This window comes from Desnuesiella massiliensis (genome assembly GCF_001403615.1).
GTDB classification, from domain to species: Bacteria; Bacillota; Clostridia; order Clostridiales; family Clostridiaceae; genus Desnuesiella; species Desnuesiella massiliensis.
The window spans coordinates 411,195-427,283 of sequence record NZ_LN879457.1; the positions used below are offsets into that span (position 1 = coordinate 411,195).

13 protein-coding genes are annotated in these 16,089 nt (G+C 33.8%); 10 read left to right on the forward strand and 3 right to left on the reverse strand.

The features are described 5' to 3' along the window. Nucleotides 1-33: 33 nt before the first annotated feature. Nucleotides 34-2,625, forward strand: coding sequence for a transglutaminase domain-containing protein (locus BN2665_RS19930; protein ID WP_055668870.1), 2,592 nt, complete (start codon nt 34-36; stop codon nt 2,623-2,625). A 143-nt stretch (nt 2,626-2,768) separates the two neighbouring features. On the opposite strand, the gene BN2665_RS19935 is transcribed toward BN2665_RS19930, so the two are convergent. Beyond that, a complete protein-coding gene (locus BN2665_RS19935; RefSeq protein WP_278335933.1) occupies nt 2,769-4,172 on the reverse strand; it encodes an MATE family efflux transporter in 1,404 nt (467 codons plus the stop codon). Nucleotides 4,173-4,183: 11 nt separating this feature from the next. Beyond that, nucleotides 4,184-4,516: a hypothetical protein gene (locus tag BN2665_RS19940; RefSeq protein WP_055668872.1), complete on the reverse strand. Its 333-nt coding sequence runs from the start codon at nt 4,514-4,516 to the stop codon at nt 4,184-4,186. Nucleotides 4,517-4,686: 170 nt separating this feature from the next. On the opposite strand from BN2665_RS19940, the gene BN2665_RS19945 reads away from it, so the two are divergent. The 7 genes from BN2665_RS19945 to baiCD all read left to right on the forward strand — a co-directional run bounded on the left by BN2665_RS19945 (nt 4,687) and on the right by baiCD (nt 11,445). Next, on the forward strand, nt 4,687-5,097 hold the full coding sequence (locus tag BN2665_RS19945) for an arsenate reductase ArsC (protein WP_055668873.1): 411 nt from the start codon (nt 4,687-4,689) through the stop codon (nt 5,095-5,097). Nucleotides 5,098-5,107: 10 nt separating this feature from the next. Then, on the forward strand, nt 5,108-5,482 hold the full coding sequence (locus tag BN2665_RS19950) for an ArsR/SmtB family transcription factor (protein WP_055668874.1): 375 nt from the start codon (nt 5,108-5,110) through the stop codon (nt 5,480-5,482). A gap of 62 nt (nt 5,483-5,544) precedes the next feature. Continuing rightward, a complete protein-coding gene (arsD, locus tag BN2665_RS19955) occupies nt 5,545-5,853 on the forward strand; it encodes an arsenite efflux transporter metallochaperone ArsD (RefSeq protein WP_055668875.1) in 309 nt (102 codons plus the stop codon). Nucleotides 5,854-5,855: 2 nt separating this feature from the next. Further along, nucleotides 5,856-7,676, forward strand: a complete 1,821-nt coding sequence (locus tag BN2665_RS27640; RefSeq protein ID WP_082435973.1) for a TRC40/GET3/ArsA family transport-energizing ATPase — start codon at nt 5,856-5,858, stop codon at nt 7,674-7,676. 177 nt (nt 7,677-7,853) lie between these two features. Further along, a complete protein-coding gene (locus BN2665_RS19965) occupies nt 7,854-8,414 on the forward strand; it encodes a hypothetical protein (protein ID WP_074042371.1) in 561 nt (186 codons plus the stop codon). A 253-nt stretch (nt 8,415-8,667) separates the two neighbouring features. Beyond that, a complete protein-coding gene (locus tag BN2665_RS19970) occupies nt 8,668-9,252 on the forward strand; it encodes a TetR/AcrR family transcriptional regulator (protein WP_055668877.1) in 585 nt (194 codons plus the stop codon). Nucleotides 9,253-9,507: 255 nt separating this feature from the next. Next, a complete protein-coding gene (baiCD, locus tag BN2665_RS19975) occupies nt 9,508-11,445 on the forward strand; it encodes a bile acid Fe-S flavoenzyme BaiCD (protein WP_055668878.1) in 1,938 nt (645 codons plus the stop codon). A gap of 69 nt (nt 11,446-11,514) precedes the next feature. On the opposite strand, the gene BN2665_RS19980 is transcribed toward baiCD, so the two are convergent. Then, nucleotides 11,515-12,381, reverse strand: a complete 867-nt coding sequence (locus BN2665_RS19980; protein ID WP_055670018.1) for a LysR family transcriptional regulator — start codon at nt 12,379-12,381, stop codon at nt 11,515-11,517. A gap of 224 nt (nt 12,382-12,605) precedes the next feature. Between BN2665_RS19980 and BN2665_RS19985 the strand changes: the two genes are divergently transcribed. Further along, a complete protein-coding gene (locus BN2665_RS19985; RefSeq protein WP_055668879.1) occupies nt 12,606-14,357 on the forward strand; it encodes an ABC transporter ATP-binding protein in 1,752 nt (583 codons plus the stop codon). Then, the gene (locus BN2665_RS19990; protein WP_055668880.1) at nt 14,347-16,086 is read left to right on the forward strand and encodes an ABC transporter ATP-binding protein; all 1,740 of its coding nucleotides are present in this window, start codon (nt 14,347-14,349) and stop codon (nt 16,084-16,086) included. Before BN2665_RS19985 ends, BN2665_RS19990 begins: the two co-directional genes overlap by 11 nt. Nucleotides 16,087-16,089: the final 3 nt, after the last annotated feature.

Here is a 16,089-nt window from a genome sequence, read left to right on the forward strand (position 1 = left end):
CTATACTATTATTAAACTAGAAGGAGATGGAGTATGGTATATACAGGTGAGGTAAAACAATATGCAAATTCCAAATTTATAGAGGTATTAGACTTATTGGGATACAAAAAAGAAGATATAATTTCTAAGCTTTCCTTATGTAAGGAAGAGGAAAAGTTTTTAATGGAATACTTATATTCTGAAATGCCTTTAAGTGATATATCCAACTATGATTTTGAACTTTTTCATAGATATGTTAAGCATGCTATATTTTTAAGGGAAAATACCCCTTGGGGTAGAGAAATTCCTGAGGATATTTTTTTAAACTACGTGCTCCATTATCGTATTAACAATGAAGCTATAGAAGATTGCAGAAAAATATTCTATGATATGATATATCCTAGGTTAGAAGGTAAAAGTATGCATGAAGCTATCTTAGAAGTTAACTATTGGTGTGCTGAACATGCAACCTATAAGTCTACGGATGAGAGGACAGCTTCACCGCTATCAGTACTAAGATGTGCATATGGAAGGTGTGGGGAGGAATCTACCTTTACAGTTACTGCACTTCGTAGTGTGGGAATACCAGCAAGGCAGATATACACACCAAGATGGGCTCATTGTGATGATAATCATGCTTGGGTAGAAGTATGGTGTCAGGGTAAATGGCATTATCTCGGAGCTTGTGAACCAGAGTCAGTGCTAGATAAAGGCTGGTTTACCTCAGCAGCCTCTAGGGCTATGGTGGTTCATAGCAGGGTGTTTTCTAGCTATTTCAAGAATGAAGAGATAATCTCAGGGAATGAGTCAGTAAACACTATTAGTAATATTAATAAATATGCTGATTCAAAAATCTTTTCCGTCAAAGTTATAAATTCGAAAAATCAGCCTGTAGAAGATGTGATGGTGAGATTTGAAATACTTAATTATTCTGAGCTATCACCTGTGGCAATTTTGCATACAGATGAAAAAGGACTAGCCTCCATAAGGCTTGGACTTGGAACCATAGCTGTCCATATTGCAAAGGATAATAGGTTTATATACAAAATAGTAGATACCAAAGTTTCAGAAGAGCTTATATTTAATATAGATGATTCAGCAGATTATGAAGAGGAAATAGAAGCTCAAGCTATAGATATAGTGCCTCCAAATGATAAAAGGATGCCGCCCTACAATATAACTGAAGAAGAAAAAGCTAAACACAAAGAGCGATTTGCAAATTGTAATAAGATCAGAGAAGAAAAAATCAGTAAAATTATTAAGAGCATAGATGAAATTCAGTATTCAGGCAAGTATCATTCTGAAATTAGAGATATACTGCTAAGTGCTATGGGAAACTATCTAGAAATATTAGAATTCTTAAATTCTCATCATAATGAAGAGGACTTAGACAAAAGAGTAAATTTATTAATGTGTTTATCAAAGAAGGATTATATAGACAGCAAATATGAAATATTAAGCTCCCACATTGATAGTACTGTTGATTTTAATAACAATTATCCTAAAGAAATTTATTTTAAGTATGTACTTTGCCCAAGAATATACCTAGAAAAAATAACAGCTTTTAGAAAGCCTATTATTAGCTATTTTTCTGATGATTTAAAGAACAGCTTCAAGAGAAATCCTAGAAAGCTATGGAAGCATATTGAAGAAAATATTATAGAATTTCCAAACCATGAATATGAGGAACTATATACTACTCCAGTTGAAACCCTTAAAATGGCAGCGGGAAGCATTATGTCTAAAAAGATTTTATTTGTTGCTATATGCAGAAGCTTAGGAATACCAGCAAGAATAAACAGCAGTGATTTAGCCATAGAATATTATAGCTGTCTGAATGAATCAGAAGGAAGCTTTGTAAAAATAGGAGATGAGGTCAACGGGAAAGCTTCACAGGTTTTAATTAATAATACCAGTAATGCGGATCTAAAGTATTATCAGAATTGGACTATAGCGTTGCTAGAAAAGGGAGCCTATAGAACTCTAGCTTTAGGTAGAGATATATTCGAGGGAGAGAAAGCTAATATTAATGTTGCTCCTAGCCATTATAGGATTTTAACTTCTAATAGGTTGCCTAATGGAAGTCTATTTGTAAATAAGTATACTTTCGAAGTTAAAGCTGAAGAAGTAAAAACCGTAGATATAACCTTGAGAGAAGCAAAAATTTCCGATATGCTAGAAAATTATGAGCTTCAAGATTTTAATCTTAGAGATGACAATGGAGTTAGGATACAGGCCTCTCAGTTAATGAAAGATGGAAAAAGCATACTTATATGGATAGAAGAAGGTAAAGAGCCTACAGAGCACATATTAAATGAAATCATAGCAATGAAGCAAGATTTCATGAGTATAAAGGATCAAATAATATTTATTTTAAGGGATAGATCCGCTATGGAGAACAAGACTTTACAAAAGGTTTATGAGCTTATACCGGGCATAAAAACTTATTATGACGATTTTTATGAAAATGTAAATACCATTGCAAGAAGGATGTATTTAGATCCAGATAAGCTGCCTCTAGTATTGATTTCTAGTAGATATGATAAAGACTCAAATATTGATGGTAATTCTATAAATGGAATTTATGCTTGCAGCGGTTATAATGTAGGTTTAGGAGAGCTTTTGATTAAAATTACAAGAGAGTAACAAAAAATTAAAGTTGAAATTGCTTATCATATTAGTAGCAATTTCAACTTTTTTAAATACTCAATTTTCCCTAACGTCAGTGAAGAAAAAATTACCGCCATTGTGAATTGTGCACTAAATAAAAGTTGCTTTGCAATTTTTACTTAGTTAGAAACAGATTCTAAATTCTTACCAAATAATTTGTTAAGTCTAAGCATTATAATAAAAATTCCTGTCATTAATATGCCTTTAAATACACTACTCATACTAACACTCCACCAAACACCATTTAATCCTAAAAGATTTTCACTAGAGAGTATGAAGGCGGCAGGTACTCTAAGTCCAGTAAGTACTATGCTTATTATAGAAGGAATAGCAGTTTTACCAAGGCCATTAAAGGCTCCGGTAGTAGTGATTTCTATGCACATAAATAATTGAGAATAAGCCAATATTCTTAAGTAGGTTACTCCATATTCTACAACTTCTTTTTCAGAAATAAATAGAGAAAATATAAATTTACCACCAAAAATTAGTAAGGCTGTGGTGAAAATACCTAAAATTGTAGCTAGTATCATGGTAGCTTTATAGCCCTTAATAACCCTATCATATTTTTTAGCACCATAATTTTGTCCTATAAAGCTGCATAAAGCAGTAGAAAATCCGCCAGCAGTCATCCAGGAGATGGCTTCAATTTGGGAACCTACCTTTTGAACTGCAATAGGTATAGGACCAAATTTTGAAATTATTCTAGCTAGCAATATAGAAAATATTGTAAACAACCCGCTTTGGCTCCCCACAGGAAGGCCTAGCTTAAAGATGGATATAATATTATCTTTATCAGGCTTTGAAAATATGTTAATTTTAAAAAACTCTTCTTTCCTATTTTTTAGAGCTATAATAAAAAATATAGAAACTACTACCTGTGCCATAACTGTTGCTATGGCAGCTCCTAGCACTTCCATCCTAGGGAAGGGGCCAACACCAAATATTAACAAAGGATCAAAGACTATATTAAATATTAAGCCTATAGTATTTATAAGAAAAGGAGTTTTACTATCTCCAGTAGCATTGAAAATAGAAGTGAATACTGGATTTATAAAGTAAAATATCATACCTAGAGCCATTACTACTAAATAGACTTCAGCCATATTAACTATGTTAACATCTCCTAATCTGAAAAAGTCTAATAAAGGCTTTCTAAATATTATCAATAATAATCCATATATAAATGCAAAGAATAAATTTATTTGGATTGCTGTGGTGGCGTAACTTTTTGCAGCTTTATATTTATGTTCGCCAATACTCTGAGCAACCTTTACTTCTGCTCCCACTTTTGAAATCATGATAAAGGCCATGGCTAACCAAGTGAAAAAACCGGCAGTGCCAATGGCGGCTACCGCATTACTACCTATTTTACCTATCCATATCATATCAGTCATATTATAAGCCATTTGAATAAAGGAAGTTCCCATTATGGGAATAGCTAAAGCTACAAGTTTTTTTGTAATACTTCCTTCTGTTAAGATTATTGATTTTTGCATAAGTCCTCCTTTAAGTAAGAAATAAATATAGAGAAACCCTATACCTTACGGTAGTATTTGTAGTATACCATTATTTCTACATCTTTTCCTGTGGTTTCATCTTTGTAATTTAGAATTATTCCATCTAGGCTCATGAGATCAGAGCCGTATACTTCACTTATAGGGCTGCTAAAGATAATTTTATCGTTGCAGATAACTGAAAAGATATCATCTACTATGTTGATAACACCATTTTTGCCGATTACTGTTTCTACATAAGTAATCTCATCCCGCTTTGAGGCATATCTTACTTCTCTGCCTTGTAGTTTTCTTAGCTTTTCTTCATTTTCCTTTTTCTCTTTTTTAAGTTTATATTTTTTACTCCAAAACATTATTTAACAACCTACTTTATTTTAAATTATACATTTTACCTTAGAACTTCATTATATAAGTATATCGGATAATAACGATTTTGAAAATGAAAAATGTTGAAATTCTATTTAAAACATTATATGATTATATAGTAATATAATCATATAATAAATTGTAAGGAGAAAAGATTATGAAACCAAAGGTTGCATTTGTATGTGTTCATAATTCATGTAGATCACAGATGGCTGAAGCTTTGGGCAAATTATTTGGTGAAGAAACATTTGAGTCTTATTCAGCTGGTACAGAAACAAAGCCCAAAATAAATCAAGATGCAGTTAAAATAATAAAGGATTTATATAACATTGATATGAATGAAACGCAATATTCTAAATTACTTAGTGACATACCACAGGTTGATATTGTGGTAAAGATGGGCTGCAATGTTGTTTGTCCGTTTTTGCCATCAACCCATGAAGAGGATTGGGGCTTAGAGGATCCAACAGGTAAAAGTGATGAGGAATTTATAAAAATAGCAAAGCTTATTGAGGAAAAGGTTAAAAATTTAGCAGAAAGAATTAGAAACAAGGAGATTAATCTATAGGAGGATTTACATGGACTTAATTCAAGTATTAAAGGCTTTAGCGGATGAAAATAGAATTAGAATATTAAACATATTAAATATGGGGGAACTTTGCGTTTGCGAAATTGAAAGAATACTAGAGCTTAATCAGTCTAATGTTTCTAGACATTTAAATAAGCTAAGCACATTAAAAATTATAGCTAGCTTTAAAAAAGCTCAATTTGTTTATTATACTCTCAATAAAGATATGCTAGAGCAATATCCTTTCATAAATGACATATTAAATAATGAACTAGTTAAGGTTAAAGAATGCCTTAAGGATATAGAAAAGCTTAAATATTTAAAAGAAAATCATATTTCCTGTGAAGACATAATTAGTGGCAAGGGAAAGCAGTCCTTATTATGATACTGTATAAAGAAGCTGGCCTTTGCTGCCTTAATTATTAAAATATATGAGGAGTGAAAGTTATGAAATTAGAGTTTTTTGAAATGACCATGTGTTGTTCTACTGGAATCTGTGGCCCCAGTGTGGATGAAAGATTAATAAAGCTGCAGGAAAACATTGAATATCTTAAGAAAAACTATGAAGGACTAGAGATCGAAAGATATCAACCTCAAACTCATTCCATGAAGTTTATGACTAACAGAGAAGTTTTTGCTTTAATGAAGGAAAAAAAGAAGGAAGCTCTTCCAATAACTGTGCTAGATAAAAAGTTAATTAAACAAGGCGAATATCCCACTTTAGAAGAGCTAGAAAAAGCTATAAGAGGTGAGTAATTGTGACTAAATTTATATTTTTCTCTGGTAAAGGTGGTGTAGGAAAAACCTCTATGGCATGTACCACAGCAGTATATAATGCAGATAAGGGGGTTAAGACCTTAATTGTTACTACGGATCCAGCAGCAAATTTATCTGATGTTTTTGAACAGGAAATAGGCCATAAAATCACAAAGATAAACAATATAGATAACTTATATGCTATGGAAATTGACCCTGACAAATCTACTGAGGAGTACAAAGAAAGATTGCTGGCTCCAATGAGAGAGCTATTTGATGAAGAAATGGTAAAAATTGCAGATGAGCAATTAAGTGGACCTTGCACTTCAGAGATGGCATCCTTTGATAGGTTTATTGATTTCATGGGAGAAACCGACTACGATATAATAATATTTGATACCGCGCCTACTGGGCATACCATAAGATTGTTGGAGCTTCCTATAGATTGGAGCAAGCATATAGAAGAAAGTGCTAAAGGCACTGGTCAAACTTGTATGGGACCAGTATCTATGATTGAGGATAGCAAAAATAAGTTTGATGAAGCTATTGCAAAGTTAAGAGATAAAAATCAAACGGATTTTATATTTGTAATGCAGCCAGAGCAGACCTCCTTAGATGAAACCATAAGATCCTCTAAAGAGTTAGAAGAACTAGGTATAATCACTACAAGGATTATCATCAATGGATTTATACCACAGGAAGAAGTTTTAAGTCCCTTCTTTAAAGCTAGGTATGATATGCAAATGGGGTATTTGACTAAGGCAAAAGAAGCTTTTGGTGCTATACCCATTGATACCATGGAGTTATTTGATAGTGAACTAAAAGGAATAAATAGGTTTAGGCTTTCTGCAGGCATATTATTTCAGGGAAGAAAAGCAGAAGGTTCTATGAAGTTAAATTATAAAAATATTAAGGATATTAATATTGAAAAAAACTACAATATAAAAGATCTTATCTATCCTAAGAATGAATCTCACAAAAACATTTTTTTCTCTGGAAAAGGTGGGGTTGGAAAGACTGTACTGGCCTGTGTTACTGCGGTGCATACGGCTAACAGAGGATATAAGACCTTGCTGCTAACTACTGATCCAGCTGCTCATATTGGCAAGGTTTTAGATAAACCTATAGGAGATGAACCTACAAAAATTGAAGGTATGGAAAATCTTTTTGCAGCTAAAATAGATCCCAAAGTGGCCTTCGAAGAGTATAAGTCTATGGTGCTGGATGAGGCAAGAAGTAAATTTGATGAGAGCACTATACTTACTATGGAGGAAGAACTCAATTCACCTTGTACTGAGGAGATGGCTGCTTTTCAAAAGTTTATTAGATACGCCAGTGAGGAGGTTTATGATGTCATAGTATTTGATACAGCACCTACAGGCCATACTTTAAGACTTCTAGAGCTCCCTATGGATTGGAGCAAACAGATACAGATGAAGGCAGGGCTTTCTACAGACATAAGTGAAGAAGATAAAAAACAGAAGGAAAAGTTTGATAAGGTTATAGCTGTAATGAAGGATAAGGAAAAAACCACCTTTTCCTTTGTGATGTATCCTGAAAAAACGCCTATAGTTGAAGCTTATAGGGCCTCAGAGGAGCTTAGAACTGTTGGCATTGACACTCAGCTAATAATGGCGAATTTGATTATTCCAGAAGAACAAGCAGTATCAACCTTCTTTAAAAATAGAAGATATATGCAAGAGTATTATATAGAAGAAATAAAAAATACTTTTAAAACCTCTGAAATTGTGAAAATACCCATGTTTGATAGGGAAGTTAAAGGACTTGATATGCTTATGGATATAGGCAATATGATTTTTTAGACTGGGTGTGGCAAGGGGCATATCGCTTGCCACATGATATTATAATTGTGATGAAATTGTGATGAAATATATTAAAATCTTTTGCAGCTTTATCACATTTCTATCAATGTTCCTTCTTAAATATAGTTTATTATAAAGATACAGTAAATTAAATTTATATTTTAGGAGGAATTAAACATGAAAAAAAGAAATATTATAGCTGCTCTGGCACTCACTGTGATTATAGGAGCTGGAGCTACTGCCTATGCTGCCTCTAATGATAATACCTCAAAGACAAATGATTCAACGCAAAGGTTAGGACTTGGGAGAATAACATCTATGAGGGGTTATGATTACATTACTTCAATATTAAAAAATAAGCTAGGTTTAAGCGATGAAGAAATAACAAATGCAAGAAATTCAGGAAAAACTATTTATGACTTAGCTAAAGAAAAAGGTATGAGTGATGAACAATTAAAAGCTTCTTTGTTAGAAGAGAGAACAAAGACTATAGATGAAGCTATAAATAAAGGTGCTTTAAGTAAAGAAGATGGAGAAGCAATAAAAGAAAAATTAAATGCCAATATAGAAAGCTGTACTGGAAATTTTGGCCAAGGTCAATGTTTATCAGGGGCTATGGGTCAAGGTAACGGTCAAGGACAAGGTAAGGGTAGAGGACAAAGCCAAGGTAGAGGTATGATGGGTAGAGGACAAGGAAGATTTAATCAGGTATCACCTAATAATGGAAATGGAAAGTAATAGGTTAATCATAGTATAAGCATAAGGAGAATCTCTTATTAATGAGGTTCTCTTTTTTTATGAAGACACCTCTACTATACACAATTAACAAATTTTGATATAATAATTTGTTAGAAAGCTATTATACTAAAACTTATAGATAAACACTGCTTAATCTTAATTTATATATCTTCCCAAATGTCAATCTTTGCGGAATTATGGGGCATGTACAAATTAATACTTGAAGTTGTTTATCTATATTAGAGGTGAAAAAATGAGAGAGCTTAAAAGCATAGAAGAAAAAATTCTTGATAGAACCTTGTATCTTATAGGAAAAAATGGTTCCTCAAATGTATCTATTAGAGCTATTGCAAAAGAGGCCGGGGTCAATGTAAGTGCAATAAACTATTATTTTAGAACAAAAGAAGAAATGTTAAATCAGGTTAAGGAATTTTACATTAATAATACATTATCAGCCTATGCTGTATTAGATAATGAAGAATATAAAGATGAAGAGAAACTTATTATATTAGCAAATGAAATCATGGAATATGCCATAAGATATCCTGGGGTTATTGTAATTTTAAAGGAAGCTGCAAATGAAAGGCATGATAATGAAGTATCTCAAAAGATAATTGATATAAATCAAACAATGAATGAAAAGATGGACAGTGTTTTAGCTAAAGTTTTTTCAGAAGATAAAGCTTCTTTTGAATTTAATAGGCTTATTTTTCTATCTTCAATTTTGCATCCCATAAATAATATAGGGGTCATGGATTTCGACAAAGCCATAGTAGAGGATAAAGAGTTTAGGCTAAGTTATATATCACATATCATAAAAACCCTAAAGAGGCCATGATTTACAAATCAAAGTAAAAAGTAGTTACGGCTTTTTAGAAGATTCATTAATTTGATAAAGTCTGTTAAAGCATTATGAAAAACCATTGGAGAAATATGGGGTTCATAGTGTTTTTTTATTACAAAGATTTAATTTGCAAGAATTAAAACAAAATGTTTAAAACATATTGATTAAGATTGTTAAATAATCTATAATCTATTTGTAGAGACAAGTAAATTTGAGTTTTAATTTAAAAACTATTTAGGGGGATTTTTTATGGAATTTAACAATCTTTTTAGTCCTATAAAAATCAGAGGAATGGAGCTAAAAAACAGAGTTGAGTTTCCTGCCATGGGAACAAAGATGGCTACAGAAGATAGATTTGTCACACAACAAATTATTGATTATCATGTAGCTAGAGTATTAGGTGGAAATGGTTTGAATTTTACTGAGGTATGTTCTGTTTATGAGAAAGCTGCTCCAAGGAAGTTTCTAGCAATTTGTGATGATAAATATATCTCAGGGTTAAAAAAGCTTGCAGACGCCATCCATGAGGCAGGTGGAAAAGCTGGAGTACAGCTTTGGCTAGGAGGATTAGCTGTAGCCAGCGATCCAGAGGCTATGATAATAATTCCTAGTGATATGCCAGTACAGGGGGCAGATGTTACAATACCTGGAGCAACTGTAGAAATTATAAAGGAAGCCATAAATGCCTTTGGAGAAGCCGCTAGGCGTGCGGTAGAAGCAGGCTATGATTGTATTGAGTTTCATGCAGGACATAATTATGTTCCTCATAGTTTTTTAAGTCCTGCCTTTAATCATAGGACTGATGAGTATGGTGGCTCTTTGGAAAATCGTGCAAGATTTTCTCTTGAGTGTATCAAAGCAATCCGCAGCAATATACCAGAGGATATGCCACTATTTATGCGTATTGATGCTCATGATGACTATTTAGACAACGGACTGACTATTGAAGAGGTTATAGAATTTTGTAAGATGACTAAGGCAGCTGGAGTGGACGTACTGGATGTGTCGAGAGGAAACTTTTCTACAGCTGCAATAAAGTATGAAGTTCCGCCAGTAGACTTACCAAGAGGCTTTAATGTTGAAAATGCCACGAGAATTAAAAGAGAAACTGGAATGACTACAGTAGCAGTAGGAAGAATAAATGATCCTGCTCAAGCGGAAGAAATTATTTCAAGCGGTAAAGCTGATATGGTAGTTATAGGACGTGCACAATTAGCAGATCCGGAATTCTGTAATAAGGCAAAAGCTGGGGACGTTGATAGCATTGTTCGCTGTGTTGGATGTAATCAAGGATGCTATGACGGCTTTGTATCTACTGAGATGCCATTTATAACCTGTATGAGAAATCCTGCTTTAGGAAGAGAAGCTGAATATGCTTTAGTTAAGACTAATAATCCAAAGAAGGTATTAGTAGCAGGTGGGGGTATGGCTGGACTTGAAGCAGCAATTACCTTAAAGCACAGAGGACATAACCCAATAATCTGTGAGTCAGGAGATTCTCTCGGAGGACAATTTGTACTGGCCGGTGCTGCACCAAGAAAGGAAGAAATGATGGAGGCAGCCATTGCCATGGGAGAGCAAGCTAAGAGGGAAGGTGTTGAAATAAGATTATCCACCCCAATTACTACTGAACTGATTGAAGAAGTTAATCCAGAAGAAGTTATAATAGCAATAGGTGCTGAGCCTATGAAGCTAAGAGTTCCAGGAGCAGAGCTACCACAGGTTACAAATTCTCATGATGTACTTGCAGGTAAGGTGTCTGTAAATGGAGATGTAGTAGTAGTTGGAGGAGGACTTGTTGGTTTAGAGGTAGCAGAATACCTTACAGGAAAAGTAGGCAAGATCACAGTGGTAGAAATGCTTGACCAAGTAGCTAAGGATCTTGGAGATTTACGAAAAATCAGCGTTATGGAAAGTATATATCATTCTGGAATAAATACATTGACCAATGCAAAATGCATTGAAATAAAAGAGGATGCTGTAGTTATAGAAAAAGATGGAGAGATACAAGAGATAAAATGCAACTCAGTTGTGGTTGCTATTGGAGCAAGATCTCGCAGCTTTGATCATATAGCAGCTTACTGTGAAGAAAAGAAACTTCCTTATCATGTAATTGGAGATGCAGTACGTGCCCGTAGAGCACTAAATTCTACTGCTGAGGCAGCGGCTTTAGCAAGACAAATCTAAAAGAGAGTGTGGCAAGGGGGCGCTTCCTTTGCCACATTATTTATGTAGCAAGCGAAACGTCCCTTTTCCTTATTCTTTGAAGGTTTCTAAAAAATTCTTAGCGGCAGTGGAGATATATCTATTTTTCATCCATATGGCAGCTATTTGAGTTTTTAATTCTTCTTCATTGATCTGCGAATAAACTAGATTATTGCTTTTCATAAGAGCCACAGCGGTTTTAGGAACAATAGCTACACCTAAACCTGCATCAGCCCAGAGTAATGTAGTTCTAGCATCATCATTTTTACAGCGTATCTTTGGTTCAAAACCTTTACTTTGACAAGCCTCCAATATTATTTTTTCAAATCTGCGGTATATTATCAGGGGTTTATCTATTAATTCCCCTAGACATATATAGGAATCTTTAATTCCCCAATCTGCCTTCTTACTGCTTACGGCCACCATGGGCTCTGGTTCAAGGCAGATACATTCCAAGTTTTCCATATTAAAAGGAGTACGCACAATTCCAATTTCTATTACTCCACTATTTAATATCTCTAATATTTTATAAGTATTACCTTCCCATATCTCAAAATTTATTCCAGGATATCTTTTGTTGAAGTTAACAATTCTTTGAGGAACTAAAGTAGCTCCAGATGAGGATACAGTTCCTATAGATAAAGTACCTTGAAGTCCTTTAGTAAAATCTTTCACCTCTTTAAAGGTGGTTTCCGTTAATTCTATTATTTGTTCAGCACGATTTCTCAGAACCTTCCCAGCATCAGTGAGCTTTATCTTACGACTGCCTCTCTCTACTAACTTGACTCCTAGTTCATCTTCAAGATTTTTTAGCTGTTGGCTAAGTGGAGGCTGGGCCATATTTAGCCTCTTAGAAGCCCCAGTTATCTGCTCTTCTTCTGCAATTGCGAGAAAATATTTCAGTTGCTTTATATCCATATAAATCATACCTACCTTATATTTAATTTTGATCCATATTTTTTTCATATGGATTGTATCTATATTAAATATTTTTAATATAGATTATTATTTGCTATAATAATACAGGATTGATAAACAAATTTAAAGTTATAAATTTAATAATGAAAATAATTATTAAAAGTGTGTGGCAAAGGAAGCGTCCCGCTGCCACGCTGCCACACTGCCACAAAGGAGGTCTTTTTTTGCTTAAATTGATACATTTTTTAAGGGATTATAAGAAAAATGTTTTTCTTGGACAATTTTTTAAGCTGCTAGAAGCCGTTTTCGAGCTTATGATTCCTACGCTTATGGCTCTTGTCATCGATAATGGCGTTAAAAATAGGGATATGAACTATATTTTTAAAATAGGAGCAATTATGCTGTTAATTGCAATTGTAGGAATGGTTTGTGCTTTTACCTGCCAATATTATGCGTCTATAGCCTCTCAAGGCTTTGGAACTATAGTGAGGAATTCTATTTTCGAACACATAGGTACGTTCTCTCATGCTGAAATCGACAATTTTGGAACAGCTTCTCTTATTAATAGGATAACAAATGATGTGAACCAGCTTCAATTTGCTGTGGCTATGTGGATTCGTCTTGTAGTTAGAGCCCCTTTTTTATTTATAGGTGGACTTGTAATGGCCATGATTTTAGATCTTAAGCTCTCTTTAGTTATTTTATTAATACTACCTTTATTTTTAGTTGTACTTACTTTAGTTATGTACAAATCTATACCTCTTTATAAGAGCATACAAAGAAAATTAGACAAACTAGCTGTAATACTTAGAGAGAATCTTTCAGGAGTGCGAGTTATACGAGCTTTTGCTAGAGTAGATTACGAGAAACATAGGTTTAAAAAATCAAATTTAGAGCTATCAGATACAGCCACTAAAGTAGGAGTTATTTCCTCCTTAATGAATCCTGCAACTTCAATTATCATGAATTTTGCCATTATAGCTATTATATGGTTTGGGGGATATAGGGTAAATATAGGTGGCATGACGCAGGGACAGATTATAGCTTATATAAATTATGTAATCCAAATTTTTTCTTCCCTAATTATAGTTGCAAATCTGGTGATTACTTTTACTAAAGCAGCAGCATCAGCAGTGAGAGTCAATGAAATCTTTGATACTAAAGGAACTGTTGAGGATGGCTCTATGGAACAAGCTAACATAATAGATATCATGGAGCAGGCATCATCAATTGAGTTTAAGAATGTTTCCTTTACTTATGATAATTCTAAGGAATATGCATTACACAGTATTTCTTTTAAACTGAGAAAGGGTGAAACCCTTGGAATTATTGGAGGAACTGGAGCGGGTAAAAGTACACTAATAAATTTAATACCTAGGTTCTATGATGCTACCCAGGGAAGCGTGCTAATTAATGGAGTAAGCATTAAAAATTATAGGCAGGAAGAGCTTAGAAAAAATATTGGCGTAGTGCCTCAAAAGGCCGTTCTTTTTTCAGGAACTATTGCTGACAACATACGCTGGGGACTTGAAGAGGCTCCTGAGGAAGAAATAAAAGAAGCCTTAAAAATAGCACAGGCTGAGGATTTTATAAGTAAGCTATCTAAAGGTTATGACACTATGATATCTCAAGGTGGTGTTAACTTGTCAGGTGGACAAAAACAAAGGCTTACTATTGCTCGTGCCTTGGTAAAAAAACCTGAGATACTCATTCTTGATGATAGCTCTAGTGCTCTAGACTATGCCACAGATGCTGCTTTAAGAAAGGCACTTAACCAGAGCACCAAAGATATGTCTGTAATTATAGTTTCTCAAAGGGTTAATGCTGTAAAGGATGCGGATTATATATTGGTGCTGGAGGATGGTGAACAGGTAGGATTTGGTAAGCATGGTGAGCTATTAAACAATTGTGAGGTTTATAGAGAAATCTGCTTGTCTCAGCTTAATAAGGAGGAGGTGCAAGGAAATGAAAAATAAAATATTATGGCGTATTCTTAAATATGTAAAACGCTATAAAGGTTATTTATTTGCTGCAATAATTTTTGCACTTGTTAGTAATGTCTTAGCTATTGTGGCACCTCTTTATACTGGTAGAGCAATTGATCATATCATAGCTAAAGGAAAAGTAGACTTTTCCTCTATATACAAAATCATAATTCTTTTAGCTGTAATATATGGCATTAGTGCTTTGTTTCAATGGCTGTTATCAATTTTTACTAGTATAATTTCCAATGGCACAGTAAGAGACATAAGACAACAGGCTTTTGATAAAATAAATACCCTCCCTTTAAAATACTATGATCAAAAAGCCCATGGAGATATTATAAGCAGATTAACAAATGATATGGATTCTATTTCAGAAGGATTATTGCAGGGAATTACACAACTTTTCTCAGGAGTTGTAACCTTAGTGGGTTCATTAATATTTATGCTTAGTTTAAGTCCTATAATAACTTTGGTAGTGGTACTCATGACGCCCCTTTGTTTTTGGATTTCTTCTTTTATTGCAAGACGATCTAGTAAAATGTTTAGAGAACAATCTAAGACCCTAGGTGAATTGAATGGTTATATTGAAGAGATAATTGGTAATCAAAAGATAGTAAAGGCCTTTAGCTTTGAAAAGCGCTCTCAGGATACTTTTAAGGAGATAAATAGCAGACTTTATGAATGTGGTCGCAAAGCTCAATTCTATTCTTCCCTTACTAATCCAGCTACTAGATTTGTAAATAATATATCCTATATATTATCAGGAATAATTGGAGCGTTGGTTGCCATAGCAGGAGGACTTACTATAGGAAAAATTTCAAGCTTTTTAATTTATTCTACTCAATTTTCTAAGCCTATTAATGATATAACTAGTGTTACCACTCAACTCCAAGCTGCCATAGCTTCAGCAGAGAGAGTATTTGCAATTTTAGATGAATCCTCTGAGAGTATGGAAGGTAATGATAAGCTTGTATTTAATAATGCTAAGGGGAGGGTTAAATTTAATAAAGTAGGTTTTTCGTACAAAAGTGATGTTCCTTTAATACAGAATCTAAACTTAGAAGTAAAGCAAGGGAACACTATAGCTATTGTTGGTCCTACAGGAGCTGGTAAAACTACGTTAGTAAATCTATTGATGAGATTTTATGAGGTAGACGATGGGAAAATATATATAGATGATGTGGATATACAGTCTATGACTCGTGACAGCTTAAGAAAATCTTTTGGAATGGTTCTTCAAGAAAGTTGGCTTTTCTCTGGAACTATTAAGGAGAATATAGCTTATGGAAAACCAGAAGCAACTATGGAAGAAATAGTGAGCGCTTCAAAATCAGCTTATGCCCATAGTTTTATAAAAAGGTTGCCTCAAGGTTATGATACCTTAATAGCAGAGGATGGAGGAAATCTATCTCAAGGACAAAAGCAGCTTCTTACTATCGCTAGGGTAATGCTCATGAATCCTTCTATGCTGATTTTAGATGAGGCCACCAGCAGTATAGACACTTTAACAGAAGCAAGAATACAAAAGGCTTTTAAAAATCTAATGAATGGAAGAACAAGCTTTGTTATAGCACATAGATTATCTACTATTAGAGAAGCTGATCTAATTTTAGTTATGGAAAATGGTAGAATTATAGAAACAGGAAATCACACAGAGCTTATTAATCAGGGCGGGTTTTATGCTAAGCTCTATAATAGCCAGTATGCTCAAGCAAAATAACTT